29 protein-coding genes are annotated in these 25419 nt (G+C 62.5%); 14 read left to right on the top strand and 15 right to left on the bottom strand.

The window, feature by feature from the left end; all coding sequences use genetic code 11:
- On the bottom strand, positions 1 to 633 hold the full coding sequence (locus tag HMPREF9695_RS13120) for a TetR/AcrR family transcriptional regulator (protein ID WP_051055011.1): 633 nt from the start codon (positions 631 to 633) through the stop codon (positions 1 to 3).
- A gap of 97 nt (positions 634 to 730) precedes the next feature.
- Between HMPREF9695_RS13120 and HMPREF9695_RS13115 the strand changes: the two genes are divergently transcribed.
- Positions 731 to 1699 (top strand): quinone oxidoreductase family protein, encoded by a 969-nt coding sequence (locus tag HMPREF9695_RS13115; protein ID WP_006021327.1) that lies wholly within the window; start codon positions 731 to 733, stop codon positions 1697 to 1699.
- A gap of 79 nt (positions 1700 to 1778) precedes the next feature.
- Here HMPREF9695_RS13115 and HMPREF9695_RS13110 read toward each other — a convergent pair whose 3' ends face one another.
- The 3 genes from HMPREF9695_RS13110 to rpe all read right to left on the bottom strand — a co-directional run bounded on the left by HMPREF9695_RS13110 (position 1779) and on the right by rpe (position 4436).
- Positions 1779 to 2318 carry an MOSC domain-containing protein gene (locus tag HMPREF9695_RS13110; RefSeq protein ID WP_006021326.1) on the bottom strand — a complete coding sequence of 180 codons (540 nt, stop codon included), beginning with the start codon at positions 2316 to 2318 and terminating at the stop codon, positions 1779 to 1781.
- Positions 2319 to 2322: 4 nt separating this feature from the next.
- Entirely contained in the window at positions 2323 to 3630 is a 1308-nt protein-coding gene (purB, locus tag HMPREF9695_RS13105; protein WP_006021325.1) for an adenylosuccinate lyase, read from the bottom strand.
- Between the two features lie 104 nt (positions 3631 to 3734).
- Positions 3735 to 4436, bottom strand: coding sequence for a ribulose-phosphate 3-epimerase (gene rpe, locus HMPREF9695_RS13100; protein ID WP_006021324.1), 702 nt, complete (start codon positions 4434 to 4436; stop codon positions 3735 to 3737).
- A 269-nt stretch (positions 4437 to 4705) separates the two neighbouring features.
- Between rpe and HMPREF9695_RS13095 the strand changes: the two genes are divergently transcribed.
- Entirely contained in the window at positions 4706 to 5434 is a 729-nt protein-coding gene (locus HMPREF9695_RS13095; RefSeq protein WP_006021323.1) for an EF-hand domain-containing protein, read from the top strand.
- A gap of 118 nt (positions 5435 to 5552) precedes the next feature.
- A complete protein-coding gene (locus tag HMPREF9695_RS13090) occupies positions 5553 to 6737 on the top strand; it encodes an outer membrane beta-barrel protein (protein ID WP_006021322.1) in 1185 nt (394 codons plus the stop codon).
- A 103-nt stretch (positions 6738 to 6840) separates the two neighbouring features.
- Here HMPREF9695_RS13090 and HMPREF9695_RS13085 read toward each other — a convergent pair whose 3' ends face one another.
- Positions 6841 to 7110, bottom strand: a complete 270-nt coding sequence (locus HMPREF9695_RS13085) for a hypothetical protein (protein ID WP_006021321.1) — start codon at positions 7108 to 7110, stop codon at positions 6841 to 6843.
- A 184-nt stretch (positions 7111 to 7294) separates the two neighbouring features.
- Positions 7295 to 8296, bottom strand: a complete 1002-nt coding sequence (locus HMPREF9695_RS13080) for a P1 family peptidase (RefSeq protein WP_006021320.1) — start codon at positions 8294 to 8296, stop codon at positions 7295 to 7297.
- A 91-nt stretch (positions 8297 to 8387) separates the two neighbouring features.
- On the opposite strand from HMPREF9695_RS13080, the gene HMPREF9695_RS13075 reads away from it, so the two are divergent.
- Positions 8388 to 9122: a cytochrome c biogenesis CcdA family protein gene (locus tag HMPREF9695_RS13075; RefSeq protein WP_041712337.1), complete on the top strand. Its 735-nt coding sequence runs from the start codon at positions 8388 to 8390 to the stop codon at positions 9120 to 9122.
- Positions 9123 to 9253: 131 nt separating this feature from the next.
- Here HMPREF9695_RS13075 and HMPREF9695_RS13070 read toward each other — a convergent pair whose 3' ends face one another.
- The 6 genes from HMPREF9695_RS13070 to HMPREF9695_RS13045 all read right to left on the bottom strand — a co-directional run bounded on the left by HMPREF9695_RS13070 (position 9254) and on the right by HMPREF9695_RS13045 (position 14675).
- Positions 9254 to 10369 (bottom strand): branched-chain amino acid ABC transporter substrate-binding protein, encoded by a 1116-nt coding sequence (locus HMPREF9695_RS13070; RefSeq protein ID WP_006021318.1) that lies wholly within the window; start codon positions 10367 to 10369, stop codon positions 9254 to 9256.
- 116 nt (positions 10370 to 10485) lie between these two features.
- A complete protein-coding gene (locus HMPREF9695_RS13065) occupies positions 10486 to 10848 on the bottom strand; it encodes a DUF6867 family protein (RefSeq protein WP_006021316.1) in 363 nt (120 codons plus the stop codon).
- Positions 10848 to 11579: an ABC transporter ATP-binding protein gene (locus HMPREF9695_RS13060; RefSeq protein ID WP_006021315.1), complete on the bottom strand. Its 732-nt coding sequence runs from the start codon at positions 11577 to 11579 to the stop codon at positions 10848 to 10850. The genes HMPREF9695_RS13065 and HMPREF9695_RS13060 overlap by 1 nt, the downstream gene beginning before the upstream one ends.
- The gene (locus tag HMPREF9695_RS13055; RefSeq protein WP_006021314.1) at positions 11576 to 12412 is read right to left on the bottom strand and encodes an ABC transporter ATP-binding protein; all 837 of its coding nucleotides are present in this window, start codon (positions 12410 to 12412) and stop codon (positions 11576 to 11578) included. Before HMPREF9695_RS13055 ends, HMPREF9695_RS13060 begins: the two co-directional genes overlap by 4 nt.
- Positions 12412 to 13752: a high-affinity branched-chain amino acid ABC transporter permease LivM gene (livM, locus tag HMPREF9695_RS13050; RefSeq protein WP_006021313.1), complete on the bottom strand. Its 1341-nt coding sequence runs from the start codon at positions 13750 to 13752 to the stop codon at positions 12412 to 12414. The genes HMPREF9695_RS13055 and livM overlap by 1 nt, the downstream gene beginning before the upstream one ends.
- Before the next feature lie 8 nt (positions 13753 to 13760).
- Entirely contained in the window at positions 13761 to 14675 is a 915-nt protein-coding gene (locus HMPREF9695_RS13045) for an ABC transporter permease subunit (protein WP_006021312.1), read from the bottom strand.
- A 235-nt stretch (positions 14676 to 14910) separates the two neighbouring features.
- Between HMPREF9695_RS13045 and HMPREF9695_RS26670 the strand changes: the two genes are divergently transcribed.
- Both HMPREF9695_RS26670 and HMPREF9695_RS13035 read left to right on the top strand, forming a co-directional pair.
- On the top strand, positions 14911 to 15072 hold the full coding sequence (locus HMPREF9695_RS26670; RefSeq protein WP_006021311.1) for a hypothetical protein: 162 nt from the start codon (positions 14911 to 14913) through the stop codon (positions 15070 to 15072).
- Between the two features lie 281 nt (positions 15073 to 15353).
- Positions 15354 to 15887 carry a hypothetical protein gene (locus HMPREF9695_RS13035; protein WP_006021310.1) on the top strand — a complete coding sequence of 178 codons (534 nt, stop codon included), beginning with the start codon at positions 15354 to 15356 and terminating at the stop codon, positions 15885 to 15887.
- Here the strand turns inward: HMPREF9695_RS13035 and HMPREF9695_RS13030 are convergent.
- Genes HMPREF9695_RS13030 through HMPREF9695_RS13020 form a run of 3 tightly spaced genes read right to left on the bottom strand, consistent with a single transcriptional unit; the run spans position 15860 to position 18424 of the window.
- Complete coding sequence (locus HMPREF9695_RS13030) at positions 15860 to 16252, bottom strand: carboxymuconolactone decarboxylase family protein (protein WP_006021309.1); 393 nt, start codon at positions 16250 to 16252, stop codon at positions 15860 to 15862. The genes HMPREF9695_RS13035 and HMPREF9695_RS13030 overlap by 28 nt on opposite strands.
- Before the next feature lie 8 nt (positions 16253 to 16260).
- A complete protein-coding gene (gene pcaD, locus HMPREF9695_RS13025; RefSeq protein ID WP_006021307.1) occupies positions 16261 to 17043 on the bottom strand; it encodes a 3-oxoadipate enol-lactonase in 783 nt (260 codons plus the stop codon).
- A gap of 25 nt (positions 17044 to 17068) precedes the next feature.
- Positions 17069 to 18424, bottom strand: coding sequence for a 3-carboxy-cis,cis-muconate cycloisomerase (locus HMPREF9695_RS13020; RefSeq protein WP_006021306.1), 1356 nt, complete (start codon positions 18422 to 18424; stop codon positions 17069 to 17071).
- A gap of 201 nt (positions 18425 to 18625) precedes the next feature.
- Here HMPREF9695_RS13020 and HMPREF9695_RS13015 point away from each other — a divergent pair, with 201 nt between their 5' ends.
- The 8 genes from HMPREF9695_RS13015 (at position 18626) to HMPREF9695_RS12980 (ending at position 25395) form a co-directional block, all read left to right on the top strand.
- Complete coding sequence (locus HMPREF9695_RS13015) at positions 18626 to 19075, top strand: SRPBCC family protein (RefSeq protein WP_006021305.1); 450 nt, start codon at positions 18626 to 18628, stop codon at positions 19073 to 19075.
- 207 nt (positions 19076 to 19282) lie between these two features.
- Entirely contained in the window at positions 19283 to 19768 is a 486-nt protein-coding gene (locus tag HMPREF9695_RS13010) for a (2Fe-2S)-binding protein (RefSeq protein WP_006021304.1), read from the top strand.
- A 26-nt stretch (positions 19769 to 19794) separates the two neighbouring features.
- Positions 19795 to 20601, top strand: coding sequence for an FAD binding domain-containing protein (locus HMPREF9695_RS13005; protein WP_006021303.1), 807 nt, complete (start codon positions 19795 to 19797; stop codon positions 20599 to 20601).
- Between the two features lie 19 nt (positions 20602 to 20620).
- On the top strand, positions 20621 to 21529 hold the full coding sequence (locus HMPREF9695_RS13000; RefSeq protein WP_006021302.1) for an AAA family ATPase: 909 nt from the start codon (positions 20621 to 20623) through the stop codon (positions 21527 to 21529).
- Positions 21530 to 21549: 20 nt separating this feature from the next.
- A complete protein-coding gene (locus HMPREF9695_RS12995) occupies positions 21550 to 22746 on the top strand; it encodes a vWA domain-containing protein (RefSeq protein ID WP_006021301.1) in 1197 nt (398 codons plus the stop codon).
- An 11-nt stretch (positions 22747 to 22757) separates the two neighbouring features.
- Positions 22758 to 23087 (top strand): XdhC family protein, encoded by a 330-nt coding sequence (locus HMPREF9695_RS12990; RefSeq protein ID WP_006021300.1) that lies wholly within the window; start codon positions 22758 to 22760, stop codon positions 23085 to 23087.
- Positions 23084 to 23794: an XdhC family protein gene (locus tag HMPREF9695_RS12985; protein WP_006021299.1), complete on the top strand. Its 711-nt coding sequence runs from the start codon at positions 23084 to 23086 to the stop codon at positions 23792 to 23794. Before HMPREF9695_RS12990 ends, HMPREF9695_RS12985 begins: the two co-directional genes overlap by 4 nt.
- Positions 23791 to 25395, top strand: a complete 1605-nt coding sequence (locus HMPREF9695_RS12980; protein ID WP_006021298.1) for an NTP transferase domain-containing protein — start codon at positions 23791 to 23793, stop codon at positions 25393 to 25395. The genes HMPREF9695_RS12985 and HMPREF9695_RS12980 overlap by 4 nt, the downstream gene beginning before the upstream one ends.
- The last annotated feature ends 24 nt before the right edge of the window (positions 25396 to 25419 follow it).

Below are 25419 nucleotides of genomic sequence, written 5' to 3'. Positions count from 1 at the left end.
TTACGATTCAGTTGTTTTAACGCCAGTCTGCCCTGCCCGAATGATGGCAGCGGCGGCGCTCTTCAGGCGTTCCCCGCTGACTGAGCGCGGGTCGATGCTGCCCGAGGCATAAGCTCCGTTGACCAGCAGCATAATTTGCTCGGCGATCCATCCTGGATTGGCGACGGATAGCTGTGCCGCAAGGCGCTCAAGCTCGGTCTTCAGCCGCATCTTGTTGGCGGAGGCCATGATGCGTGCCGGATGAGTTTCGTCGGGAATTTCCACCGCCAGATTGATCATCGGACAGCCGCGATACGCCGGGCGCGCGATGCTCTCTGCCACGTCGTCGAGAGCGGCATTGATCTGATCGAGCGGGCTGTCCTGATGAGCCTCGGCGGCCTTATTCCATTTGTCCCAGAACCGTTGGTCGTGGGCTTCTGCGTAGGCCGCGATCAGTTCGTCCTTCGACTGGAAAACCCGATAGAGGCTGGTCTTCGACACCCCTGACACCTCGACGATCCGGTCAACGCCCGTCGCACGGATGCCTTCCCGATAAAACAGGTCAGCGGCCACGGACATGATCCGCTCTCTGGCCGTTGCGTCGGTCTTTCGGGGGGCGCCACGCCGGGGCCGGGATAATTCCAGTTCGCTCAAAGGCCTGCTCGGGTTCACCAGTTGAAGTTGACAATGTAACAGGTTTGTAACTATGTACAAGTAACAGACAGGTCTGTAACTTTATTGGAGCAAGCTGATGCGCGTCATCGAAGCATTTGAATTCACGGGATATTTGGGGTTGCGACTGGTCGAACGCGAGAACCTTGCGCCGAGCCGGGACCTGGTAACCGTCCGCCTGACAGCGGCAGGCGTGAACCCGCTCGATCACACGATTCTGTCCGGCGGGCATCCGCGCGCCAAGCCTCCCGCTGTGTTCGGCAACGAGGGCGCGGGCGTTGTCACGCATAGCGGTCCGTCGTCGCTGCCAGTGGGCGCGCGCGTGATGTTCACCGCTCCATTCGGCAACGGGAGCTGGCAGGAATACGTACAGATCAAGGCTGAAGAACTGCAGCCCATCCCCGACGGTGTCGACGACGTCACCGCAACCGCAGCCGTCGTGGGTTATCTGTCGGCCTATCTGACGCTGCAGCAGGCGGGTTTTGCGGCGGGCAAATCGGTGCTCGCGCCTGCGATCGGCGGCGCTGTCGGCAACGCCACCTATCAGCTTGCCAGGGCGCTCGGCGCGTCGAAAGTGGTTTCAACGGCGGGCAGCAAGGCGAAGGCCGAGCAGGCGCGTGAGCGCGGCTACGATAACGTTGTCGATCTGTCCGCAGAGTCGCTCGCGCAAGGCGTACGGAGACTGACCGATGGTGCTGGCATCGACGTGGTGATCGATGCCATTGGCGGCACCATCACGAGCGAAGCGCTCAAGGCCATGGCCATGGGAGGATCGCTGGTGACGCTCGGCTATTCGGCAGGCCGCAATACCACGATCGAGGTGACGGACATCATCTGGAAGGATCTTTCGGTCACCGGATTCAGCCTGTTCCGGTCCACGCGTCAGGAGATTCAAGCCGCGTGGGACGTGATCTCGCCGCTGCTTGTGAAGGGCACGGTCAAGCCGCCGGTGGCGCGCATTTTCCCGCTGGAGGAGGCGGCGAAGGCGCTTCAATACCTGATCGAGGAGCGGCCGTTCGGCAAGGTTATCCTGAAAATCGCCGACTGACGTTCGGCGCGGAAAAATCCGAATGATCCGTCATGCCCGGCTCTATGCCGGGCACTCACATCTGATGTGTTTCCGTACTTCAGACCGGTTCGAGCGCCCGGTGCGGACCGTCCGGCAATTCCACCCGGATGGGATCGCCCGGCCGGACGTCGCCCTCTGCCAGCACGATGCTCATGACTCCGGCTTTGCGGATCAGCTTGCCGCCGGAGTCCTTGTCCAGGGTCGCAGCCATCAAACCCTTCTGGAATCGGTCGATCTGGATGCAGGGATTACGCAGGCCAGTGATCTCGACCACAGCGCTTTCGCCCAAGTGCAGCCGGGTGCCGGAGGGAAGGCCGAGCAGGTCGATGCCGCGGGTGGTGACATTTTCGCCCATCTCGCCGGGGCGGACGATGAAGTTTTTGGGAGCGAGTTCGTCGAACAGTTCTTCGTGGATCAGGTGGACCTGACGCAGGTTCGGCACCGTGGGGTCTTTGGCAACCCGCGAGCGGTGTTTCACCGTCTCGCCCATATGCGCGTCGCCGTCGACACCGAGGCCTTTCAGCAGCCGGATGCTGAGGGCGTTCGTCTTGCTGAAATGATGGCCTTTGCGAAGGCTGACAGCGGTGACGACAGCCATCAGTTCAGCTTGCCCCAAACACCCGCTTGAAAATCGTATCGACGTGCTTGAAGTGATACGCGAGATCAAATTGTTCTTCGATCTCCTTGTCCGACAGATACTTCTTCACGTCGGCGTCCTTCTTCAGAAGTGACTGGAAGTCGCCTTCGCCGCGCCAGACCGGCATCGCGTTGCGCTGGACCAGCTTGTAGGCGTCCTCGCGCGAGGCGCCTTTCTGCGTCAGCGCAATCAACAGCCGCTGCGAATGAACGAGGCCCCCGAGGCGATCGAGGTTCTTCTGCATGTTGGCCGGATAGACCAGCAGCTTTTCGACGACACCTGCGAGGCGGTTGAGCGCGAAGTCCAGCGTCACCGTGGCGTCGGGACCGATCATGCGCTCGACAGACGAGTGCGAGATGTCGCGTTCATGCCAGAGCACGACATTCTCCAGCGCGGGTGTCACGGCGGAGCGCACGATGCGCGCGAGGCCGGTGAGGTTTTCCGTCAGCACCGGATTGCGCTTGTGCGGCATCGCCGACGAACCCTTCTGGCCTTCGGAGAAGAATTCTTCTGCTTCCAGCACTTCGGTGCGCTGCATGTGGCGGATTTCGGTAGCGAGACGCTCAACCGAGGAGGCGACAACACCAAGCGTCGCGAAGAACATCGCGTGGCGATCACGCGGGATCACCTGCGTCGAGATCGGCTCGACCGTGAGCCCCATCGCCTTCGCCACGTGCTCCTCAACCCGCGGATCGATTTGCGCGAAGGTGCCGACTGCGCCGGAAATGGCGCAGGTCGCGATTTCCTTGCGTGCGGCAATCAGGCGCTCTTTCGCGCGGGTGAATTCGGCATAGGCATAAGCCAGCTTGAGACCGAACGTCACCGGCTCGGCATGGATGCCGTGAGAGCGGCCGATGGTCGGCGTCATCTTGTGCTCGAAGGCGCGGGTCTTGAGCGCCGCGAGTACCTTGTCGGTGTCGGCAATCAGGATGTCGGCGGCGCGCGCGAGCTGCACATTGAGACAGGTATCGAGTACGTCCGACGAAGTCATGCCCTGGTGGACGAAGCGCGCTTCGGGACCGACGATCTCGGCCAGATGGGTCAGGAAGGCGATGACGTCATGCTTGGTCTCGCGCTCGATCTCGTCGATGCGCTCGACATTGAACACCGCATCCTTGGCCTTGGCCCAGATGGTCTTGGCGGCGTCCTTCGGGATCACGCCCAGTTCGGCCAGCGCGTCGGCAGCGTGCGCTTCGATCTCGAACCAGATCTTGAAACGCGTCTGCGGCTCCCAAATGGAGACCATTTCGGGGCGGGAATAACGGGGAATCATTGCGAACTCATGGGCTTGGGGGATTACGCCGCGCTTTAGCAGATCAGGGCTGGCGAAACCACCCTCGGAACGCAGCTCTGCCCCGAAAATCAGGCCCTTTGGCGTTAAATCGCCTCGCCGCGCGCGGAGGCAGCAGCACCCCGGATCGCGGAAATATTGCCCTTGTAGCTCTCCAGCGTGCCGCCTTTGAACACGGCCGAGCCTGCGACCAGCGCGTTTGCGCCCGCGGCTGCGACCTTGGCCGCATTGTCTGCGGTCACACCGCCATCGACTTCGATATCGATCGGACGCCCTGCGCACATGGCGCGGACCTGCGAAATCTTTTCCAGCACGGCGGGAATGAACGACTGGCCACCGAAGCCCGGGTTGACCGACATCACCAGCACCAGATCGATCATGTCGATGACGTACTCGATGGCGCTCGCAGGCGTTGCCGGATTGAGTGACACACCGGCCTTCTTGCCGAGGGCGCGGATCGCCTGCAGCGAGCGATGCAGATGCGGGCCCGCCTCGGCGTGCACGGTGATGATGTCCGAGCCGGCCTTGGCGAAGGCTTCGAGATACGGATCGCACGGCGCAATCATGAGATGCGTATCGAAGATTTTCTTCGAATAGGGACGCATCGCCTTGATGACGTCGGGGCCGTAGGAAATGTTCGGCACGAAATGGCCGTCCATCACGTCCAGGTGAATCCAGTCGGCGCCGGCCTGATCGACGGAGCGGACTTCCTCACCAAGTTTCGCGAAATCCGACGCCAGGATCGACGGCGCGATAATCAGCGGACGAGATGCGAAGGGCTGGGACATGGCGGTTTCCGATGGTTCCCCTTGCGCAGGGGGCGATGGCTTCGCCTAACACGCCGCCCGTGCGCGGGCAACGAGAGGCGGCTGGCGTGCACAGGAACCACGCGCTGAACCGGCAAATCCTGCCGCTGCGGGCAGAAATTGCCCTGCGGGGCGTGCCGATGGAGGGAGAAAAACCCCGTATTTGCTGCGCTTTTCGAGCGGCACGGCAATTGCTGGATATTTGCCGGGATCATCTCGGCCGCGTATCAGCGGCCTTGGGGAGTGTTGTGATGTTCTTTGCCGCAGGAGCAGTCGGGGCCGCAGCCGTTGGTGCGCTGGATCTGCTGTCGTCGCTGACGCCGGACAAGTCGAATGCGGCCAAGACCGGCGTCAAGCAGACGAACTCACTGTTCGATGTGGGCACAACCACCAGCGCGACCAACACAGCGACAATCACCTCAAGCACCCCGACGCAGGCCGGAGCGCTGTCGCCGTCGACATTCAACGCATTGCTGTCGGCGCAGGATGCGAACGGAAAAGCCAATCCGTCAGATGCCTTGAAGGATCTGTTCGCGCAGATCGATACCAACGGCGATGGCAAGATCACCAAAGCCGAGTTCGAAGACAAGCTCGGCGCAGGCGGGACCAATATCGCGGCGGCCGACAATGTTTTTGACAAGATGGATGCCGACAGTGACGGCTCCGTTAGTCTCGACGAGATGGCGTCGGCTTTGAAGCCCAAGGGCGGCCACCCCCATGCACATCGCGCCGGTGGCGGCGCTGATGCTCTGATGCAGGCGCTGCAAGGCGCTTCGAGCACCTCGACAACGAACAGCGACGGTTCGATCACCACCACGCTGACATATGGCGACGGCTCGAAGATCACGATCAGCCAGCCTGCGGCTTCCGGCACGTCGACCAGTGCTTCGTCGCAATACAATCTCGTTGATAAAATGATGCAGCGTCAGACAGATGCGCTTGCCGCTGCTGCGAAGCAGTCGGTCTCCGTCAAGGTCTGATCGCTGATGTAGTTGATACCGCCTGCATCGGTAGCACTACGCACAAGTCTTTCATTTTCATCAGTCGCTAACCACGCCGGATCGCTAATCGCGCTACGCAAATTTTGCGAGGTGCGAAGTGCAGATTGTGCTGAGGATAGCGGCGTGTGCCGGCATTATCGCCGCCGGCGCGAGCAGCGTTCATGCCGAAGACGATTTCATTTCCTCGCTGCGGCTGCGCGGAGGCTACGACACCAACCCGCAATTCTCGAACGGAACCGGAATTGGCGGGAGCGCCTTCATCGGCGCGGACACCGCGCTTGCCGCGGGCACCAAAGAGAAGGATTACAGCTACGGAGTCGCGGCGGAAGCCAGCACCACGCAGTACGCCAATCCGCTCGCGGTCCCCGCGCTGAGCGGAAAGGTCATCCTCCATGGCACCTATGGCGGTGACGATGCCAATATTGCGGCCACCACGACCATCGCCGACGCCAACACCTATAGTCTGCGTTCGTCCGATCTCGTGCAATCGATCAAGGGCGAGGCGAAATTCGGATCAATCAAGATTTTCACGACGGTCGAGGGGGCGCGCTCGGGTCTCAACCAGACCAACGCGATCTTTCAGGATTTCCTGCCGAACCCGCAGGTCTATCTGCGCGGGACGCTGATCCCCGGCATCGCCTATGTTCGCGACAGGTTCGAGATCGGTGCGTCGGTCAACCTGTCGGTGCGACGCTATCAGAAGGAACTGGATGACTTCGGCTATCGCCGCGACAACGAACGTGTGCAGCCGTTCTTGTTCGCCAAATATCAGGACAAGGACATCACGGTGTTCGGCTCGATTTCGCAGCTGTACGGCACCTTTCATGACATCGACTTCACCAACGTCAACACGACCCTGTTCGATGCGAGCCTGTCCTGGCGCATTGCGCCGTTTATGGTCGATCTTGCCGCCTATCGCCGCGCCAGTGAGACCACATTTCCGATCTCGCCGATCACCATAGATACGGCCTATACGGCGAAAGCGAGCTGGCTGGTCGAACCGAGGCTGACGCTGACAGCGGCGGTCGGGTATGCCACGACGGATTATCTGGATTCGCGATTTAGCGCGCAGACGCTGAGTTACGGCATTGGAGCGTCGCACGATCTTGGAAATGGTTATGCGCTCGGGCTCGATCTGACGCGTGCGCAAGGGACACTCATCTCCGGTGAGAAAGCCAGCGCGATCGTCATCAGTTCATCGCTGACGAAAAAGTTTTCACCTTTCGCAAAGGACGAGAAGAAAGAAGCGCCGAAAGATAGACCGGCGGTGACGAAAGGTTAGGTGGCAGCCTGATCCTGCAGGGGGGAATGCAGGACCAGGCTGCCGCGAGAATGAGGCGTGGGAGGTTGGGGATCTCATTCGCGTTCGCGCAGTGGCCTAGACGTCAGTGTCCGCAGCCGCAGCCGCCGCCCAGCAGGCCGCCAAGCGCGCCGCTCTTGCCGAGAACGGCGCCGAGGACGCCGCCCTTGCCAGTGGTGACCGAGGCATTGACCACCAGAGCGCCGCGCCCATCGAGCAGGCCGAGCACGCCGCCCTTTCCGGTGAGCACGTTCGCTCCGACACCCACGCCTTTGCCACCGCCGCCACCTCCGGCGAGGGCCGGAGCGCTGATGAACGCCGTCGCGACAACGGCCAGGCACAGCATTTTCTTCATGACGTTTTCTCCACTGTTGCGTGCACGACGTTGTGCACGCAATGGACCGTATTGCGGAGAATGCCGGCTGCAATCGAAAGGGAAAGATAACCTTAAACGGCAGGGGTTTTCTGCATTTTGCGACAGCATGATGCGTGAGTACTTACGGACAAATACGTAAGCAGCCGCACGGCAAAATCAGTCACTATCTTGCGAACCGCATTTTCCACGACGGCAACGCGCCGGCGAAAGGCAACGCGTTGGCTTCGTAGACGCCGCGTGCGATCGCACGCGCGACGACGTTCGCGGCAACGGCGCCTAGCTCGGTTAGCCCATACAGCGGATCGATTGCGTTCTCGCAGGTCGCCGCCGCGAACACGACGTCGCCATCGAGTGGCGCGTGCACCGGATAGATCGCGCGGGCAAATCCGGTCTGTGCAATGATAGCGAGGCGCTTTACCTGCGGCTTGGTCAGGATGGCGTCAGTGACGACAATTGCCAGTGTTGTGTTTTCGATCGCCGTAGCGGCGGGGCCGCCCTTGAGCCGCATCGCGAGCATGTCTGCGGTGAACGCAGGCGGCAGGCCACGTCCGCCGAGTTCATTGTTTTGTTCGAAGGGCGCCGCCCAGAACCAGGGCCCGTCGCCGACCGTGACGCTGCCGACCGCATTGACCGACGCGATGGCCGCGACACGCACGCCATTTGCCATCACGGCCGAGGCGGAACCAAGCCCGCCCTTGAAATTGGCGGTGGTCGCGCCGAATCCTGCACCGACGCTGCCGAGCGCGAACGCGCCATCGGTCGCAGCGGCTGCCGCCGTGTATCCCAGATCGCGATAGGGCGGGAAGCGGCCCCACTTTTTGTTGCCGCCGTTCAGCATGTCGAATTGAACGGCTCCCGGAACGATCGGGATCAGAGCGTCGCCGACCGCAAAGCCTCGTCCTTGCTCGGCCAGCCAGGCCTGAACGCCGCCGCCGGCCTCCAGCCCGAAGGCGGAGCCGCCTGAAAGCGTGATTGCATCGACGCGCTCCACCGTATTGACGGGCTCAAGCAACGCGCCGTCCCGGATTCCCGGTCCGCCGCCGCGGACATCGACAGAGGCCACAGCGGCCTTGTCGAAGATCACCGCGGTCACGCCGGATGCAACGCGTTCGTCGTGGGCATGGCCGACGCGGATACCGGGAATGTCGGTCAGCAGGTTCTTCAAGGCGGCGAACTCCGATCACAGTCCGTTCACAACAGGCGGAACGGGTACGGCTGAGCTTGCATAGCATATGGGCGACAGTGCAATAAGCGGCATGATCCAGGACGTTTCCATCCCCGCCGCGCTCGCCGCCGGCATCATCAGCTTTCTGTCGCCCTGCGTGCTGCCGCTGGTGCCCCCGTATCTGATTTACCTGACGGGCGCGACCATCGAGCATGTCGCTAACGACGAGGAATCACGCGCGTCCAAACGCGCAGTGATGTTGTCTGCGCTGGTGTTCGTGCTTGGCTTCTCCACCGTTTTCGTGGCGCTGGGCGCCAGCGCCAGCCTGATTGGCGGCCTGATCCGGGCCTGGTCCACGCAACTGTCGATCGTTGCCGGCATCGCCATCATTCTGATGGGGCTGCATTTCCTTGGCCTGACACGCATCGGCTTCCTGATGCGCGAGGGACGCCTGCCGATTCCCAAGCCGGTCGGGTTGTGGGGCGCTTACGTCATGGGCTTGGCGTTTGCGTTCGGCTGGACGCCATGCATCGGGCCGATCCTCGCGGCAATCCTGTCGGTTGCAGCTTCGGAAACCACAGTGACCAAGGGCGCAGGCCTGCTCGCAGTCTATTCCGCCGGTCTCGGCATTCCGTTCCTGATCGCGGCATTTATGGTGGAGCAGTTTTCAGCGGTGCTCGCGCGGATGAAAAAACATCTCGCCACCGTCGAACGCGTGATGGGCGTGCTGATGATCCTGGTCGGAATCGGATTTCTTACCGGCGCAGTTACGGATGTCAGTATCTGGCTGCTGGAGACATTCCCGGCGTTGCAGAACTTCGGGTAACGGCGAACTAAAAGCCTGTCATGCCCGGGCTTGTCCCGGGCATCCCGATAAGCTGAGCACAGTGGTCTATTAATCGAGATCACCGGGACAAGCCCGGTGATGACCATTAAATGTGACTTTGGCCGACGAGCTTATGATCCCTTGTTCAGCTCGGCGTAGTTGCCCTTGGCATCCCACTTGTAGACCACGTAGTCGAGCAGCTTGATGTCGCCCTTGGCATCGAACGACAGCTTGCCGAGCACGGTGTCCCATTCGCCGCCCTTGATGGCCTCGATGACCTTCTTCGGATCGGTGCTCTTGATCTTGTTCACGGCCTGCGACCAGACCTGGAACGAAGCGTAGGTGTAGAGCGTGTAGCCTTCTGGATCGATGCCCTTCGCCTTGAACTTCTCGACGATGGCCTTCGCGGTCGGCTTGTTGCGCGGATCGGGGCCGAAGGTGAACAGCGTACCTTCCGCAGCCGCACCGGTGATCGAGGCGAATTCCTTATCGTTCATCGCATCGCCGGCCATCAGGATCGTCTTCAGGCCCTGATCGCGCATCTGACGCAGGATCAGGCCGGCTTCCTGATGATAGCCGCCGACATAGACCAGATCGATGTTGTCGCGCTTCAGGCGCGAAACTATGGAGTTAAAGTCCTTGTCGCCCTTGTTGTAGGACTCGAACAGCTTCTCTTTGAAGCCGGCGGCGTTCAGCGCCTTCTTGGTCTCGTCCGCAAGACCCTTTCCGTAGGTGGTCTTGTCGTTAAGGATGGCGACGTTCTTGCCGGCGAACGCCTTGAGGATGTACTGCGCGGCGACGAGGCCCTGCTGGTCGTCACGGCCGCAGACGCGGAGCACGTTCCACAGCTTGCGCTCGGTGAACACCGGATTGGTCGAAGCCGGGGTTATCTGCAACACGTTGCCTTCCGCGTAGGCTTCCGACGCCGGGATCGACGACGACGAACAGAAATGACCGGCAACGAACTGGACTTTCGAACTCGCGAGCTTTTCGGCCACCGACCGCGCCTGCTTGGGGTCACATGCGTCGTCACCGACCTGCAATGCCAGCTTCTTGCCGTTGACGCCGCCCGCAGCGTTGAGATCGGCGACGGCGAGGTCCGCGCCGTTCTTCATCTGGCGGCCGAATGCGGACTCGCTGCCGGTCATCGGACCGGCGACGGCGACCGAAATGTCTTGCGCAAACGCAGCAGTCGACATGGCAATCGACGCGCCGAGTGCGAGGCCAAGGATGTGGATCGATTTCATAGGACAGTCCTCATGAAGGTCTCGAAAGGGCGTGGCCGTACGGCCCGCCGGGCGAACAAATCCTGCGCATTGTCGGCTGATTTTACCGCCAAGTCATCGGCAATTTTGGTGACGGCTCAGGAGTTGGATGGCGCATCTTGCCGCAGCCGCCAGCCGAGGGGGCCGCTCGGCTCGTAGAGCCAGTAATACTGCTTCACCATCTGCCAGGCGCGGGTTCGCTGGAACGCGAGGCACGAAATTGCCATGAGGATGATGGTTTCCAGCAAATAGGTTTGCGGTTGCCACAGTGTTTCGTTGAACAGCGCGAAATGCACGAATCGCACTGCCAGTCCCATCGGAATCATGGCCACGGCCGCAATCCAGATGCTTCGCCACGTCAGCGCAATCGCGCGGCCTGCGAGCAACGCGCATCCGCCGCCAAGCACCAGGGTGATGAACAGCACCTGAAAAACGGATTCGTTGGCGTAAAACTGCTCCATCAGCGTCGCCCGCCTTCAAGGTAAGCTGCCCTGATCTCCGGCCGCGCCAGCAGTTCCTCGCCGGTTCCGCTGAGCGTGATCAGGCCGTTGACCATCACGTAACCGCGGTTCGCCAGTTTCAGTGCATGGTTGGCGTTCTGCTCGACGATCAGAACGGTCAGGCCGTCCTGTCGGTTGAGCGTGCGGACGGCGTCGAAGATCTGCCGCGCAATCAGCGGAGCGAGGCCAAGCGACGGTTCATCAAGCATCAGAAGCCTTGGACGGCTCATCAGCGCGCGTCCGATCGCCAGCATCTGCTGCTCCCCGCCCGACAGCGTGCCGCCTCGCTGCGCGATGCGCTCCTTGAGGCGGGGAAACAGCGTGAAGACGCGTTCTAGGTCGACGCCGCGCTCAGCCTCGGTGCTTTCCACGGCGGCGTCCGCGCCCATGCGCAGGTTCTCTGCCACCGTCATGCGCGGAAAGATGCGCCGTCCTTCTGGGGACTGCGCAATCCGCAGCCGAGCCACATGGTGAGTCGGCTCGTTGGTGATGTCCCGGCCGTCGAACTCGATCGTGCCGGCGCGGGCGCGTGGCCGGCCGAACACCGACATCATCAGCGTTGACTTGCCGGCGCCGTTGGCGCCAATCAGGGCCACGATCTCGCCGGCATTGATGTCGAGGTCGACGCCCTTCAGCGCTTCGATATTGCCGTAGGCCGCGACGAGGCCGCGAATCGACAGGAGCGCACTCATGTTCCGCCATCCATGACTTCGATGGCGGTCTTTTCGTCGGCGCCGAGATAAGCGGCGATGACCTTGGGATCGTCGCGGATTTCACGCGGCGTTCCGGCGGCGATCTTGACGCCGTGGTCGAGCACGAAGATGCAGTCGGAGATTTCCATCACCACCGACATGTCGTGTTCGATCAGCAGGATCGATGTGCCGTGATCCTTGCGGATCGCGCGGAGCAATTCGCTCAGCTCGTCACTCTCGCGTGCGTTCAATCCGGCGGCTGGCTCGTCGAGACAGAGCAGTGCGGGTTCGGAGCACATGGCGCGTGCGATCTCGAGCCGCCGCTGATCGCCGTAGGGCAGGTTTCCTGCGGCATCATCGGCGCGGGCGGTGAGGCCGATGCGATCGAGCCAGTAACGCGCTCGCTCGATGGCGTCACGTTCCGCGCGGCGAAAGCTTGGCGCACCGACAAGGCCGAGAAAGGTGTAGCCCGACGCCAGCATCAACGCGTTGTGCTGCGCCACCATCAGATTTTCCAGGGCGGTCATGCCCGCGAACAGCCGGATGTTCTGGAACGTGCGCGCGACCTTCGCAACCTTGGAGATGCGATAATCGAACAGCCGCTCCAGCAGGAACTCGCGGCGATCTTCATGAACGAGACGCATCATGCCGGTGGTTGGCTTGTAGAAACCGGTGATGCAGTTGAACACGGTGGTCTTGCCGGCGCCGTTCGGGCCGATCAGTGCGGTGATGTCGCCGCGCTTCGCGGTGAACGACAGATCGTTGACCGCGACGATGCCGCCGAAGCGCATCGACAGGTGATCGACGTGAAGAATGTTGTCGTCGCCCGCCATCAGCCGTGGCCTTCCTTGACCATGGACGATGAGATCTGGGTCGGTTTTTCCAGAAACACCGACGGTGCGCGGTGGCCGATCAGGCCACGTGGGCGCCAGATCATCAGCAGCACCATGGCCGAGCCGAACACCAGCATGCGGAACTGTTCCAGCCCCCTGAACAGCTCAAAGCCGCCGATCATTGTGAGTGCGGCGAGGGCGACGCCGAGCTGGGAGCCCATGCCGCCGAGCACGACGATCGCAAGCACCAGCGCGGATTCGTGGAACGTGAAGGATTCAGGGCTGATGAAACCCTGACGTGTGGCAAAGAACGCGCCGGCAAAGCCGCCGAACATTGCACCGGTCGCGAAGGCCGTGAGTTTCGTGGTGGTGGTGTTGATGCCGAGCGAGCGGCACGCGACTTCGTCTTCGCGCAGTGCTTCCCATGCGCGGCCGATCGGCAGACGGCGCAGACGGATGGTGACCCAGTTGGTCAGCAGCGCGAGCGCCAGGATCAAATAGAACAAAAACACCACGCGGTGTGTGGTGGAGAACTCGATGCCGAGCAGGGCTGCGAGTCCGTCGTCGGTGTTGGTCAGCGGAATGCCGAAGAAAGAGGGGCGCGGAATGCCGGTGATCCCGTTCGGCCCGCCGGTGACATGCTGCCAGTTGAGCAGGATAAGGCGGATGATTTCGCCGAATGCCAGCGTGACGATGGCGAGATAATCGCCGCGCAGCCGCAGCACCGGGAAGCCCAGCAGTACGCCCCAGAAGGCAGCGAGAATGCCCGCCAGCGGCAGGCAGGCCCAGAACGACAGGCCGAAGGTCGTCGCCAGCAGTGCGTAGGAATAGGCACCGACCGCATAGAACGCGACGTAGCCGAGATCCAGCAGGCCGGCGAGACCCACGACGATGTTCAGACCCCATCCGAGCATGATGTATGTCAGCACGAGGATGCCGAGGTCCAGGATGTAGCGCTGATCGTAAAAGATCACCGGCACCAGCAGGGCGAAGACAAGCAGCGCCGGAGCGAAGAAACGGCCAAGGGTATCAACCGCGCCCTTGGCTGACTCTGGAACGAGCGAGATGCTTTTTGACGGCCCGATCCACTGCCGCAGCAATTCGACCATGATGCTGCCGAAAAACACCGCGGCCACGAGCGCGGCAAGATCGCCGAACCGCGTCCAGTAGATCAACTGTCCTTCCGGTCCGGCTTCGGTGCGGACGCCGATCATCAGCGAAAACAGAACCAGCGCCACAAGGGCGCTGATGAGGGATTTCTTGAGAATGAAAGCGACGCCGTGCGGAGCAGCGGCGGCGGCTTTGGGCGCGCGGGCGGCGGGATCGGTCGGACGCGCCACGCTGCCTCTCAGACTTTTTCGACTTCCGGACGGCCCAGCAGGCCGGTCGGAAGAAAGATCAGGACGACGATCAGGATCGAGAACGCTGCGACGTCCTTGTATTCGGACGAGAAGTACGCGGACCAGAACGTCTCGATCAGGCCGATGAGGAGGCCGCCGAGCATCGCGCCGGGCAGGGAGCCGATGCCGCCGAGCACCGCCGCGGTGAACGCCTTGATGCCGGCGACGAAGCCCATGAAGAAATCGACCACGCCGTAATAGAGCAGGTACATCATGCCAGCGACCGCGGCGAGCGCGGCGCCGATCACGAAGGTCATCGAGATGGTGCGATCGACATCGACGCCGAGCAGCGCCGCCATGGTCTGGTCCTGCTCGCAGGCGCGCATGTCGCGCCCGAGCCGCGTCCGCGCCACCAGCCAGGAGAAGATCGCCAGCAGGATGACGGTGGTGATGACGACGATGATCTGGATGTTGGACAGCCGCACCACGAAGCCGTCGTTTTCGAACAGCGTGTAGCCGCCGGTGATGACAGGAGGCACCGGCTTGACGCGCGCACCCTGCGACACCTGCGCGTAGTTGGTCAGGACGAACGACATGCCGATGGCGGACAGCATCGGCGCGAGACGGAACGATTGCCGTAGCGGACGATAGGCGATCCGCTCCACGGTCCAGCCGTAGAGGGCAGTGATTGCCATCGCCACCAGCAGCACCAGCAGCAGGATGACGGGAATGGCCGTGAGGCCGATCGAGACCAGGATGAGGAACGTGATGAGGGCGATGAATCCGCCGATCATGAAAATATCGCCATGGGCGAAATTGATCATGCCGACGATGCCGTACACCATCGTGTAGCCGATCGCGATCAGGCCGTAGATCGAGCCGAGCACCAGTCCGTTGATGAGTTGCTGGGCGAAATAATCCATGGGCTGCCGTGTTCGAGCGAAGCGAGCGACACGTCGAAGGCCCCGGCAGCCGGATCGTCGCGTCGTCTCATTTTCTAACAGCGGGAACTGGGTGCGGCAACCGTACCGGGTGCGGCGTGAGGTCGTCGTCCACGATGTTTGCGTTGCCGCGAAATGGTCACGCCGGAACTCGGGTTCCTCTGAAACCAATGGAGATGCCGGCCGTTGGGGCTATGTTCAACGAAGGAGAGTCAACATGGGTAACCAGAACAATCCGAACCAGAACCCGGGCCAGCAGAGCCAGAATCCCAGCCAGAAGCCGGGTCAGCAGCAGGGTGGCGGCCACAAGCCGGGCCAGCAGCAGCAGGATCCAAGCCAGAAGCCCGGCCAGCCGGGTCAGCAGAAGGGCGGACACTGAATTTTCGGGCAGGATCTTCATGCCTTGATTGTTCCGTTCGGACAGTCTGAGGAAAATCCCGCCGAAAGGCGGGATTTTTCGTTGGCGGCCTGGTCCCGGTCGTTGTCCACAGGCGCGGGTGCGCCGTTAAGGTTAAAAAAGGGTTTAAATTGCCGCTCGCCTTTGAGGGGCGTTAGCTCCGCCAATCATCATTGCGGTGTCCAAGGGGGCGCTGCTTTGGCCGGGCATGATCGAAGCGCCAGTTTCAAGGCGCCGTGCCCTTCAGATCAGGGTGAGGCGGCATGCCGAAGGATTGGCGGATCAGCACGTTCAATGGCGTGCTTCTGGCGTGCTACTTCATCCCGTCATGGGTGATTTCGGCGATGAAAATCTGGGTCTCGCCGATCCGTGGCTTTTATGATCGTACCAATATCGCCGCCGCGATGTATGTCAGCGATTTTACGAGCCTTCCAGCGATGGGAACCATCCGCGTCGCGTGGCTGCTCGCCCTCTCCAAAGTGATCGTAGCCGCGTTCTTCTTCGTGTTTCTGCTGCTGGTAATCCGTGCGGCGATCCGCAACAAGGGCGGAGCCGACGAGGCGCTGGCTTTCGCGCTCGGGGTTGGCTCCTTCATCAGCATGGCAAGCCTGATCGCTGCGTCAAAAGTCGGCGAACTCGCCGCGCTGCGGCTTCATGCCAGTGAATCGCTGTTGCTGATCGGCGCCGCGATTTTGCTGATCGTCGATACCGATCAGGCAACTGTGCCTTCCAGCGAGCCGGCGGCGTCAGCGGCGGAGCCGCATCACAGCTACTTCTCGAGCAGCCCCAATTCCTGAACCACGGCGGCGGCTTCCTTGACCGCATGGTTGGCAGCGGGGACGCCGCAATAGATCGCCTGTTGCAGCAGGATTTCCTTGATGTCGTCCGGCGTGAACCCGCCTTCGCTCAAGGCCGCGCGGACGTGCAGGCGAAATTCATCCCATTGTCCCAGCGCCACCATCGTGCCGATCACCAGCACGCGGCGGGTGCGTTCGTCGAAATGCGGACGCGTCCAGATATCACCCCATGCGTAGCGCGTGATGAGATCGATGAAGTCGGCATTGAATGCGTTCTTGCCGGTCACCGATTTATCGACCCAGGCGTTGCCGAGCACCTTGCGCCGTTTTGCCGTGCCCTGATCGCGGCGTTGATTGTCGTCCATGTGTTCTCTCAGCGCTGGGTCAGGAAGCCGACCACGGCTTCAGTGAAGTTGTGCGATTGTTCGACGTTGGAGATGTGCGCCGCGTCAAGCAGGGTCATGCTTGCGTTGGGAATGTTGCTGCGGATGTAGACGCTGGCCTCGACCGGCGTCGAGACATCGTGGCGTCCTGCGATCACCAGCGTCGGCGCGGTGATGCGGGGCAGCAGGTCGCGCTGGTCGAGCCGGCTCAATGCCTCGCAGCAGGCGATATAACCTTGCACCGGGGTGGCGACCAGCATGGCTTTCATGCGTGCGGTGATTTGCGGCTCGCGTTCGCGGAAATCCGCCGTCAGCCATGCAGCGATAACGGCATCCGCGATGGAGGCGATCCCACCGTCGTTGACCGCCTTGATGCGGTTCAGCCAGTTGGTCGGATCGGGATAGTAGCAGGACGTATTGGCGAGAATCAGCTTCTCGATGCGTTCCGGCGCGTTGGCGCCGAGCCACTGGCCGACCATTCCGCCCATCGACAGGCCGCACCAGTGGATCTTTTCAATATTGAGATCGTCGAGAATCGCCAGAACGTCCTTGCCGAAGCGCTCCATCGAATACGGCCCGGCTGGAACGCCGGACTTGCCATGGCCGCGCCGGTCGTAACGGATGACGCGATACAGCTTTGTCAGCGCCGCCATTTGCGGCTCCCACATCTGCATCGTCGCGCCGAGCGAATTCGACAGCATGATCGTTGGTCCGCCGTCGCGCCCCTCCACCGAGACATTGAGCAGGCATCCGTCGGCGTCGATCATAGGCATGTTGGGTCTCCGTGAGTTCTTGTTGTTATTCGCTGGCGAGCGATGCCAGCAGCCGGTCGATCAGCGTTTGCGCGACGCCCTGATAGGCCATCGGATCAAACAGGCCCTTGAGCGTATCGGCGTCTATGTGGGTCGTGACACGGGTATCTTCCGCAAGAACCTCGTGCAGATGCCGCCGGGTCTCGATCGCCCTGCGGCTTGCGGCCTCGACGATGTGATGCGCTTCGCTCTTGCCGACCTTTTCCGCCAGCGCCATCGATACGGCCTCGGCCATGACAAGACCTTGAGTCATGTCGAGATTGGCGCGCATCCGCTCGGGATCGACCTCGAGTCCCTCTGCGATCTCTGCAATCGCCTCAAGCGCCCCCGATGTGACCAGTTGCAGCGTCGGCAATGTCGGCCATTCGGCATGCCAGGGGCCGGCGCTGCGCTCATGATCCTGAACCTGAGCGGCCATGATCGTCGCTGCAAGATTCGGCGCCATGGTCGCGGCCGCCAGTACTCTTGCAGCGGCAACCGGGTTGCGCTTGTGCGGCATCGTCGACGACCCGCCGCGGCCTTCGTCCGCGGGCTCAAAGGCTTCCGCGACATCGGTCTGCATCATCAGCGAGACGTCGCGGGCGATCTTGCCGCAGGTGCCGGTGAGAATCGCCAGCGCCGACGCCACATCCGCGATTCGGTCGCGGTGCGTATGCCATGGCGCATCCGGCAGCGGCAGCAGCAATTCCTGGGCGAGTTGTTCGGCGACCTTGAGGCCGTTGTCGCCAAGGGCGGCGAGCGTTCCGGCGGCACCGCCGAATTGCAGGGCGAGGGTTTCGCGGCGGAGCCGCTTCAACCGCTCGCGCGACCGATGCAGCGCCGCGGCGTATTCCGCCAGCTTCAATCCGAACGGCATCGGCAGGGCATGCTGCAACCAGGTGCGCGCAACGACCGCCGTCTCGCGGTGCCGGATCGCCAGGCGGGCAAATCCTGCAATCGCGCGGTCGAGATCCGCGATCAGGGCGTTGAGGGCAGCACGCAGGCCCAGCATCGTGGCGGTATCGATCACGTCCTGGCTGGTCGCACCCCAATGCACATAGCGCGCAGCAGAGGGGTCCAAGGTGGCGACCTTCGCGGTCAGCATCTTCACCAGCGGAATCGCCAGATTTCCGGCCTGTACCGCAGCCTCGGCAAGCGCTGCGCGGTCGAACGACTCGGCATGACAGGCTTTCGCGATACTGACCACGGCACTCGCTGGAATGATGCCGACGGCTGCTTCTGCCCGCGCAAGGGCGTGCTCGAAATCCAGCATATGCTGCAAATAGACTTCATCGTCGCACACGGTGCGCATGGCGGCGCTCGACAGCAAGGGCGCGAGCAGGGGAGGCAGGGACGAGCTCATGATGCGCTGACCCTATCCAAGCCATGCAGGTGTGCCAATAGCGCGATACCCATTGCCGGAAGCGCCGCAACATTTCCCGGGCGCATTCCGTAAGTTTTGCAACGCTCCTTCCCGCACGATACCCTTTCCTTTGCGGGCGCTGTATTCTAACTGAGACCGGCAGAGCCGCAGGACGCGGTTAAAGAACGAGGAGGCTTGCACATGGCGATGACGATGACGGGCGAGGTGCAGCTTCCTGCTTCCCGCGAAGTGGTGTGGGCCAAGCTCAACGATCCGGCCGTTCTGAAGGCCTGCATTCCGGGCTGCGAAGAACTGAATGTCGCTGGCGAGAACCAGTTCGAGGCCGTTGCCAAGATGAAGGTCGGGCCGGTGTCCGCGCGCTTCAAGGGCAAGGTCACGCTCAGCGATTTCGACCCGCCGAGCAGCTACAAGATTTCCGGCGAGGGCGAGGGCGGAGTCGCGGGGTTCGCCAAGGGGGGAGCGACGGTCGCGCTGGCCGAAAAGGATGGCGGCACCCTGCTAAGCTATAATGTGGAGGCCCAGATCGGCGGCAAGCTCGCGCAGCTCGGGCAGCGGCTGATCAACGGCGCGGCCAAGAAGCTGGCCGATGAATTTTTTGCGAAGTTCGCGGACGCGGTGAAGACGGGCTGAGGCCGTTTCGGCATATCAGGTCCTCGTACAAATCAAGCCTTCTTGTTCGGAAGCGGCGCGCCATGAGGTTGCTCATTGCCGCAATGGCCCATATTATGAATTTGGAACCATTATAAACGCGTTTTGCGCCGCGCCATGCGGTGCTGCGTGAGTCCCAGAACTTGAGTCCCACAATCTGGGCGCCAAGCTGAAAACAAGAGAGTGTTGATGGCCAAGATTTCACTGATCGTGAACGGCAATCCCGTGACAGGGAAAGTCGAACCGCGCACGCTGCTCGTCCAGTTCTTGCGGGAGCATTTGCGGCTGACAGGCACCCATGTCGGCTGCGACACCTCGCAATGCGGCGCCTGTGTCGTCCATCTCGACGGCAAGGCCGTGAAGTCGTGCACCACGCTGGCGGTGATGGCCGACGGGCACGAGGTCAAGACCATCGAGGGTCTTGCTGCCGACGGCGCTCCGCTGCACCCGATGCAGGAAGCCTTCCGCGAGCATCACGGATTGCAGTGCGGCTTCTGCACGCCGGGCATGATCATGACTGCGGTCGATCTCGTGCATCGCAAGGGCCACGACCTGAGCGACGAAGTGATCCGGGAAGAACTCGAAGGTAATTTGTGCCGTTGCACCGGTTACCAGAACATCGTCTTGTCGATCGCAGCCGGCGCCAAGGCGATGGCCAAATCCGATCTCGCGTAACCGACGCCGTTCCCGAAGGACCGCTCATGTACGATTTCAAATATCATCGTCCGGGGACTGTGCGGCAGGCCGCCAATCTTCTCGTCAAGAACGAAGACGCCAAGCTGATCGCCGGTGGTCACACCCTGGTGCCGGTGATGAAGCAGCGGCTCGCCAGCCCGCCGCATCTGGTCGATCTCAGCCACATCGAAGGGCTTAACAGCATCGAGATGAAGGGCCGCAATCTGGTGATCGGTGCGACCGCGACCCATGCGGAAGTTGCGAACTCCGCCGTTGTCGGCGAAGCGATCCCGGCGCTTGCGGAACTTGCCGGTCTGATCGGCGATCCCGCCGTTCGCCACAAGGGCACCATCGGCGGCTCGCTGGCCAACAACGATCCGACGGCGGATTATCCCGCTGCCGTCACGGCGCTGGGTGCGACCATCGTCACCAACAAGCGCCGGCTGAAGCCGGAAGAATTCTTCCAGGGCCTGTTCACGACCGCGCTGGAGCCGGACGAGATCATCACCCGCGTCATGTTTCCGCTGCCGAAAAAGGCCGCGTATCAGAAATTCCGCAATCAGGCGTCGCGTTACGCTCTGGTCGGCGTGTTCGTCGCGCGGCGTCCGTCGGATGTCCGTGTTGCAGTGACCGGTGCGGGCGGTGACGGGGTGTTCCGCGCCACCGAGTTCGAAGAAGCGCTGAAGAAGCGGTTTTCGGCGAAGTCGCTCGAGGGGCTCACGGTGTCTGCCGATGGACTCAACAGCGACATTCACGGCAGCGCCGAATATCGTGCGCATCTGATCGGCGTGCTTGCGCGCCGTGCTGTGGAAGCCGCGACCGCGAAGAGCTGAATTTGGAGTCTGTGTGAGCATGAGCAAGATCCCCGCATCCGTCGATGCAACGCTCGATCTGCTCACCAGCCGTGGCTATCTCGCGGAGCGCTCGCTGGCGACGGTGGTCTACCTGTCGCTCAAGATGGGCCGCCCGCTGTTTCTCGAAGGCGAGGCCGGCGTCGGCAAGACCGAGATTGCAAAGGTTCTCAGCGCTGCTCTCGGGCGCAAGCTGATCCGGTTGCAATGCTATGAAGGCCTCGACGTCGCGTCCGCAGTCTACGAGTGGAACAGCGCCGCGCAGATGATCGCCATTCGTCTGGCCGAAGCCAGCGGTGAAACCGACCGCGAGCAACTGTCCGCCGACGTGTTTGCGGAAAAGTACCTCATCAAGCGACCGCTGCTTCAGGCGCTGGAGCCGGATGTCGCCGGGCCGCCGGTGCTGCTGATCGACGAACTTGATCGCGCGGACGAGGCCTTCGAGGCGTATCTGCTGGAAATTCTCAGCGACTTTCAGGTCACGATTCCGGAATTCGGCACGGTGAAAGCACCGCAGCCGCCGATCGTCATCGTCACGTCAAACCGCACCCGCGAGATCCATGACGCCCTCAAGCGCCGTTGTCTCTATCACTGGGTCGATTACCCCTCTGCCGAACGCGAGCTTGCCATCGTCAAGTCGCGGGTGCCGAATATCGGCGCGAAGCTGTCGGAGCAGGTGGTCGGCTTCGTGCAGGCGCTGCGCGAGCAGGATCTGTTCAAGGTGCCCGGCGTCGCGGAGACCATCGACTGGGCGACGGCGCTCACCGAACTCGATGCCCGCTCGCTGACGCCGCAGGTGGTGGGGGATACGCTCGGTGCGCTGTTGAAGTATCAGGATGATATTGCGCGCATGCAGGGCCCGGCACTCGACAAGGTCATCAAGGAAGCCGTCAGCGATCCTGCGGCCTGAACGCGCTTTCGGGAATCGTCATGCCAGATGACATCGAGACCCCAACGACCGGATTGATTGCGGACAATGTTATCGGCTTCGCGCGCGCGCTGCGCGTCGCCGGGTTGCCGATCGGGCCGGGTGCCGTGATCGATGCGCTGAAGGCGATGCGGCTGATCGATATCGGCAACCGCGCCGATCTGTTCACCACGCTGGAATCGATTTTCGTCAAGCGCCATGAGCACGCGCTGATTTTCGCGCAGGCGTTCGATCTGTTCTTCCGCCGTGCCGAAGGCATCGAAAGCATGCTCGACTCGGTGCCGCTGCCACCCGAAGCGCAGAAGCCGCCGCCGCCCGCCTCGCGCCGTGTTCAGGAAGCCTTTGCGCAGAGCCGCAACATCGAAGGACCTGAGATCGAAGAGAAGGACGTCCAGCTTTCGGTGTCCGATCGCGAGGTGCTTCAGCGCAAGGATTTCGCGCAGATGAGTGCCGCCGAGATCGCGGAAGTGACCCGCGCCATCGCGAAGATGAAGCTCCCGCAGGCTGAACTGCGCACCCGCCGCTTCAAGCCGGACGCGCGGGGCCAGCGGCTCGATCTGCGGCGGACGCTGCGTGGCAGTCTGCGCACCGGCGGCGAGATTGTGAAATTCCAGCGGCTCGGGCGCATCGATAAGCCCGCACCCATTGTGGCGCTGCTCGATATTTCCGGCTCGATGACTGACTACACCCGTCTGTTCCTGCAATTCCTGCATGCGATCACCGACGCGCGCAAACGCGTCTCGGTGTTCCTTTTCGGCACGCGGCTGACCAACGTGACGCGTGCGCTGCGCGCCCGCGATCCTGACGAGGCGCTGGCGGCATGCTCAAGCAGCGTCGAGGATTGGGCCGGCGGGACGCGGATCGCGACCTCGCTGCACAACTTCAACAACCTCTGGAGCCGCCGGGTGCTCGGGCAGGGTGCCATCGTACTCCTGATTTCAGACGGGCTGGAGCGAGAGGCCGATTCCCGGCTGGAATTCGAGATGGACCGGCTGCATCGGTCGTGCCGCCGCCTGATCTGGCTCAACCCTCTTCTGCGTTTTGAGGGCTTCGAAGCCAAGGCGCAGGGCATCAAAATGATGCTTCCGCATGTTGATGAATTCCGTCCCGTGCATAACTTGAAGTCCATGGAAGGGCTGATCGGCGCACTGACCGCGGACCAGCCGCCCCGGCGGATCGAAACCCGCTCCGCAGCCTGAGGAATCGAACCATGCTCAACCGCGATGACGACATTCTGAAAGCCGCTGAGACCTGGATGAAGTCCGGACACGGCGTGGCGCTCGCCACCGTGGTCGAGACCTGGGGCTCCGCGCCGCGCCCGGCTGGATCGAGCCTCGTCATCAATGACGACGGGACGTTTCTCGGCTCCGTCTCCGGCGGCTGCGTCGAAGGCGCGGTGGTCACCGAAGCGCTCGATGTGATCGCCAGCGGCAAACCGAAGATGCTGGAATTCGGCGTCGCGGATGAGACCGCGTGGAATGTCGGGCTGTCGTGCGGCGGCACGATCCGGGTTTTCGTCGAGAAGGTGGGCAACTCTTGAAACAGAATACGCTGGCTGAGCTGAACGCCGAGCGCGCGGCGCGCCGGGCCGTGATCGTTGTGACCGATGTCGTCAGCGGCGATCAGCGCCTCATCAAGGCCGCGGACATCGCAGCTGATCCGCTGCACGCCGAACTCGACAAGCATCTGCGCATGGGCAAGAGCGGCATGATCGAGAGCGACGGCAGGAAGCTGTTTCTCAATGTCTATGCCCCGACCGCGCGCCTGGTCATTATCGGCGCGGTCCACATCAGTCAGGCGCTGGCGCCGCTGGCGCAGTCGCTGGACTACGATGTGTTCGTGGTCGATCCGCGTACGGCCTTTGCCTCGCCCGAACGTTTTCCCGATGTGCCGCTGTTTGCGGATTGGCCCGATGTGGCGCTGCCGCCGCTCAACATCGACCGCTACACGGCGTTCGTCGCGCTGACCCACGATCCCAAGATCGACGATCCGGCGCTGTTGCATGCGCTTGAACGCGACTGTTTCTACATCGGCGCGCTGGGCTCGCGGAAAACGCATGGCAAACGTCTCGAGCGGCTGAAGGCCCAGGGTGCGAGCGACGCCGCGCTGGCGCGCATTCACGCACCCATCGGTCTCAATATCGGCGCGGTGTCGCCCTCTGAGATCGCGGTTGCGATCATGGCCGAGATCACGGCGCGGCTGCGGCTTCCTGCCGACACGCCGCTCAAGACGAAGTCAGCGGCATGAAATTCGGTCCTGTTGCGCCGGAAGACAGCATCGGCGGCGTCACCGTTCACGCCATCCGTCAGGGGCCGCTTGTCCTCAAGAAGGGCACCGTCATCGGTGCGGCTGAGGTCACGGCGCTGAAGCAGGCGGGTGTGAAGGAAATCGTCGTCGCGCGCCTCGACAAGGACGATGTGTCCGAGGACGAGGCGGCCGCCAGTATCGCTGCGGCGGTGGCGGGCGAGGGCGTCAATGTCGAGCGCGCCTTTACCGGCCGCGCCAATTTGTTCGCGGCGGAAGCCGGCGTGCTGGTGGTGGACCGCGAGGCCGTCGACCGCATCAACCGGGTGGACGAAGCCATCACCTTCGCCACGCTTTCGGCGTTCAAGCCGGTGGTGGCCGGTGAAATGATCGCCACCGTCAAGATCATTCCGTTCGGCGTCGAGGCGAAGCTGCGCGACGCTGCGGTGGTCGCCGCCCAAGCTGGGCAGATGCGGGTCGCGCCGTTCACGATCAAGCGTGTCGGGATCGTCTCGACGATCCTGCCGGGGCTGGCCCCGAAGGTGATCGAGAAGACTTTGCGCGTCACCGAGGAACGTCTCGCGCCGACCGGCGCACGCATCATCGGTGAGCGCCGCGTCCCGCACGATGAAGGCGCGCTTGCGCCGGCGATCGAAGATCTGCTCGGCGTCGGTGCCGAACTGGTGCTGGTGTTCGGCGCCTCCGCCATTGCCGACAGGCGGGATGTGATTCCGGCGGCGATCGAACGGATCGGCGGGGCGGTCGAGCACTTCGGCATGCCGGTCGATCCCGGCAATCTCATGATGATCGGAAACGTCAGGAATTTTCCGGTCCTCGGCGCGCCGGGCTGCGCGCGCTCGCCGAAGGAAAACGGGTTCGACTGGATCCTGATGCGGTTGCTGGCGGGGCTTCCCGTCACCCGCGCGGATGTCACCGGCATGGGAGTCGGCGGGCTCCTGATGGAAATCGTGACACGGCCGCAGCCGCGCGTGCCAATCGAGGCCGACGGCAATCGCAAGGTCGCTGCCGTGATCCTCGCCGCCGGGCGCTCCACCCGGATGGGCGGACCGAACAAGCTGCTGGCCGAATTGAACGGCAAGAAGCTGGTGCGGATCGTCGCCGAGCAGGCGCTGGCCTCGAAGGCCTCGTCGGTCATTGTCGTTACCGGCCATCAAAGTCTCGAGGTCGAGGCGGCGCTGAAAGGACTTAAAGTCGAATTCGCCCGCAATCCCGATTTTTCCGAGGGCCTCGCGACGTCGGTGAAGGCTGGCATCGGTGCGGTGCCTGACACCGCTGATGGCGCGGTGGTCTGCCTTGGCGACATGCCGCTGATCGACGCCAAGCTTATCGACCGCCTGGTGGATGCTTTCGCGCCGGATCGCGGTTCGCTGATCGTGGTGCCGGTGGCGGGCGGGCGTCGCGGTAATCCGGTGCTGTGGTCGCGGAGATTCTTCCCGGAATTGATGACGCTCGACGGCGACATCGGCGCGCGGCACCTGATCGCCCAGCATGCCGAGGCGGTGGCGGAAATCGAGGTCGAGGGCAAAAGCGCTTTTCTCGATATCGATACGCCGGAAATGCTGGCGGACGCGCGGCGCGGCTAGCGTTGACCTCTTTCCTTTCCACCC

The organism is Afipia broomeae ATCC 49717 (assembly GCF_000314675.2).
Lineage (GTDB): Bacteria > Pseudomonadota > Alphaproteobacteria > Rhizobiales > Xanthobacteraceae > Afipia > Afipia broomeae.
The sequence above is the reverse complement of the archived record's forward strand: the minus strand, read 5'-3'. Positions and strand labels throughout refer to the sequence as shown.

What these genes read in the sequence shown, in the direction of transcription:
- HMPREF9695_RS13055 (WP_006021314.1), bottom strand. Translation starts at nt 12,412, where the DNA reads ATGGCGGGCGACGACAACATTCTTCACGTCGATCACCTGTCGATGCGC.
- HMPREF9695_RS13020 (WP_006021306.1), bottom strand. Translation starts at nt 18,424, where the DNA reads ATGAGCTCGTCCCTGCCTCCCCTGCTCGCGCCCTTGCTGTCGAGCGCC.
- HMPREF9695_RS26670 (WP_006021311.1), top strand. Translation starts at nt 14,911, where the DNA reads ATGGGTAACCAGAACAATCCGAACCAGAACCCGGGCCAGCAGAGCCAG.
- HMPREF9695_RS13070 (WP_006021318.1), bottom strand. Translation starts at nt 10,369, where the DNA reads ATGAAATCGATCCACATCCTTGGCCTCGCACTCGGCGCGTCGATTGCC.
- HMPREF9695_RS13035 (WP_006021310.1), top strand. Translation starts at nt 15,354, where the DNA reads ATGCCGAAGGATTGGCGGATCAGCACGTTCAATGGCGTGCTTCTGGCG.
- HMPREF9695_RS12995 (WP_006021301.1), top strand. Translation starts at nt 21,550, where the DNA reads ATGCCAGATGACATCGAGACCCCAACGACCGGATTGATTGCGGACAAT.
- HMPREF9695_RS13005 (WP_006021303.1), top strand. Translation starts at nt 19,795, where the DNA reads ATGTACGATTTCAAATATCATCGTCCGGGGACTGTGCGGCAGGCCGCC.
- HMPREF9695_RS13000 (WP_006021302.1), top strand. Translation starts at nt 20,621, where the DNA reads ATGAGCAAGATCCCCGCATCCGTCGATGCAACGCTCGATCTGCTCACC.
- HMPREF9695_RS13015 (WP_006021305.1), top strand. Translation starts at nt 18,626, where the DNA reads ATGGCGATGACGATGACGGGCGAGGTGCAGCTTCCTGCTTCCCGCGAA.
- purB (WP_006021325.1), bottom strand. Translation starts at nt 3,630, where the DNA reads ATGATTCCCCGTTATTCCCGCCCCGAAATGGTCTCCATTTGGGAGCCG.
- HMPREF9695_RS13110 (WP_006021326.1), bottom strand. Translation starts at nt 2,318, where the DNA reads ATGGCTGTCGTCACCGCTGTCAGCCTTCGCAAAGGCCATCATTTCAGC.
- rpe (WP_006021324.1), bottom strand. Translation starts at nt 4,436, where the DNA reads ATGTCCCAGCCCTTCGCATCTCGTCCGCTGATTATCGCGCCGTCGATC.
- HMPREF9695_RS13115 (WP_006021327.1), top strand. Translation starts at nt 731, where the DNA reads ATGCGCGTCATCGAAGCATTTGAATTCACGGGATATTTGGGGTTGCGA.
- HMPREF9695_RS13045 (WP_006021312.1), bottom strand. Translation starts at nt 14,675, where the DNA reads ATGGATTATTTCGCCCAGCAACTCATCAACGGACTGGTGCTCGGCTCG.
- pcaD (WP_006021307.1), bottom strand. Translation starts at nt 17,043, where the DNA reads ATGCCTATGATCGACGCCGACGGATGCCTGCTCAATGTCTCGGTGGAG.
- HMPREF9695_RS12990 (WP_006021300.1), top strand. Translation starts at nt 22,758, where the DNA reads ATGCTCAACCGCGATGACGACATTCTGAAAGCCGCTGAGACCTGGATG.
- HMPREF9695_RS13010 (WP_006021304.1), top strand. Translation starts at nt 19,283, where the DNA reads ATGGCCAAGATTTCACTGATCGTGAACGGCAATCCCGTGACAGGGAAA.
- HMPREF9695_RS13030 (WP_006021309.1), bottom strand. Translation starts at nt 16,252, where the DNA reads ATGGACGACAATCAACGCCGCGATCAGGGCACGGCAAAACGGCGCAAG.
- HMPREF9695_RS13085 (WP_006021321.1), bottom strand. Translation starts at nt 7,110, where the DNA reads ATGAAGAAAATGCTGTGCCTGGCCGTTGTCGCGACGGCGTTCATCAGC.
- HMPREF9695_RS13060 (WP_006021315.1), bottom strand. Translation starts at nt 11,579, where the DNA reads ATGAGTGCGCTCCTGTCGATTCGCGGCCTCGTCGCGGCCTACGGCAAT.
- HMPREF9695_RS13065 (WP_006021316.1), bottom strand. Translation starts at nt 10,848, where the DNA reads ATGGAGCAGTTTTACGCCAACGAATCCGTTTTTCAGGTGCTGTTCATC.
- HMPREF9695_RS13075 (WP_041712337.1), top strand. Translation starts at nt 8,388, where the DNA reads ATGATCCAGGACGTTTCCATCCCCGCCGCGCTCGCCGCCGGCATCATC.
- HMPREF9695_RS13095 (WP_006021323.1), top strand. Translation starts at nt 4,706, where the DNA reads ATGTTCTTTGCCGCAGGAGCAGTCGGGGCCGCAGCCGTTGGTGCGCTG.
- HMPREF9695_RS12980 (WP_006021298.1), top strand. Translation starts at nt 23,791, where the DNA reads ATGAAATTCGGTCCTGTTGCGCCGGAAGACAGCATCGGCGGCGTCACC.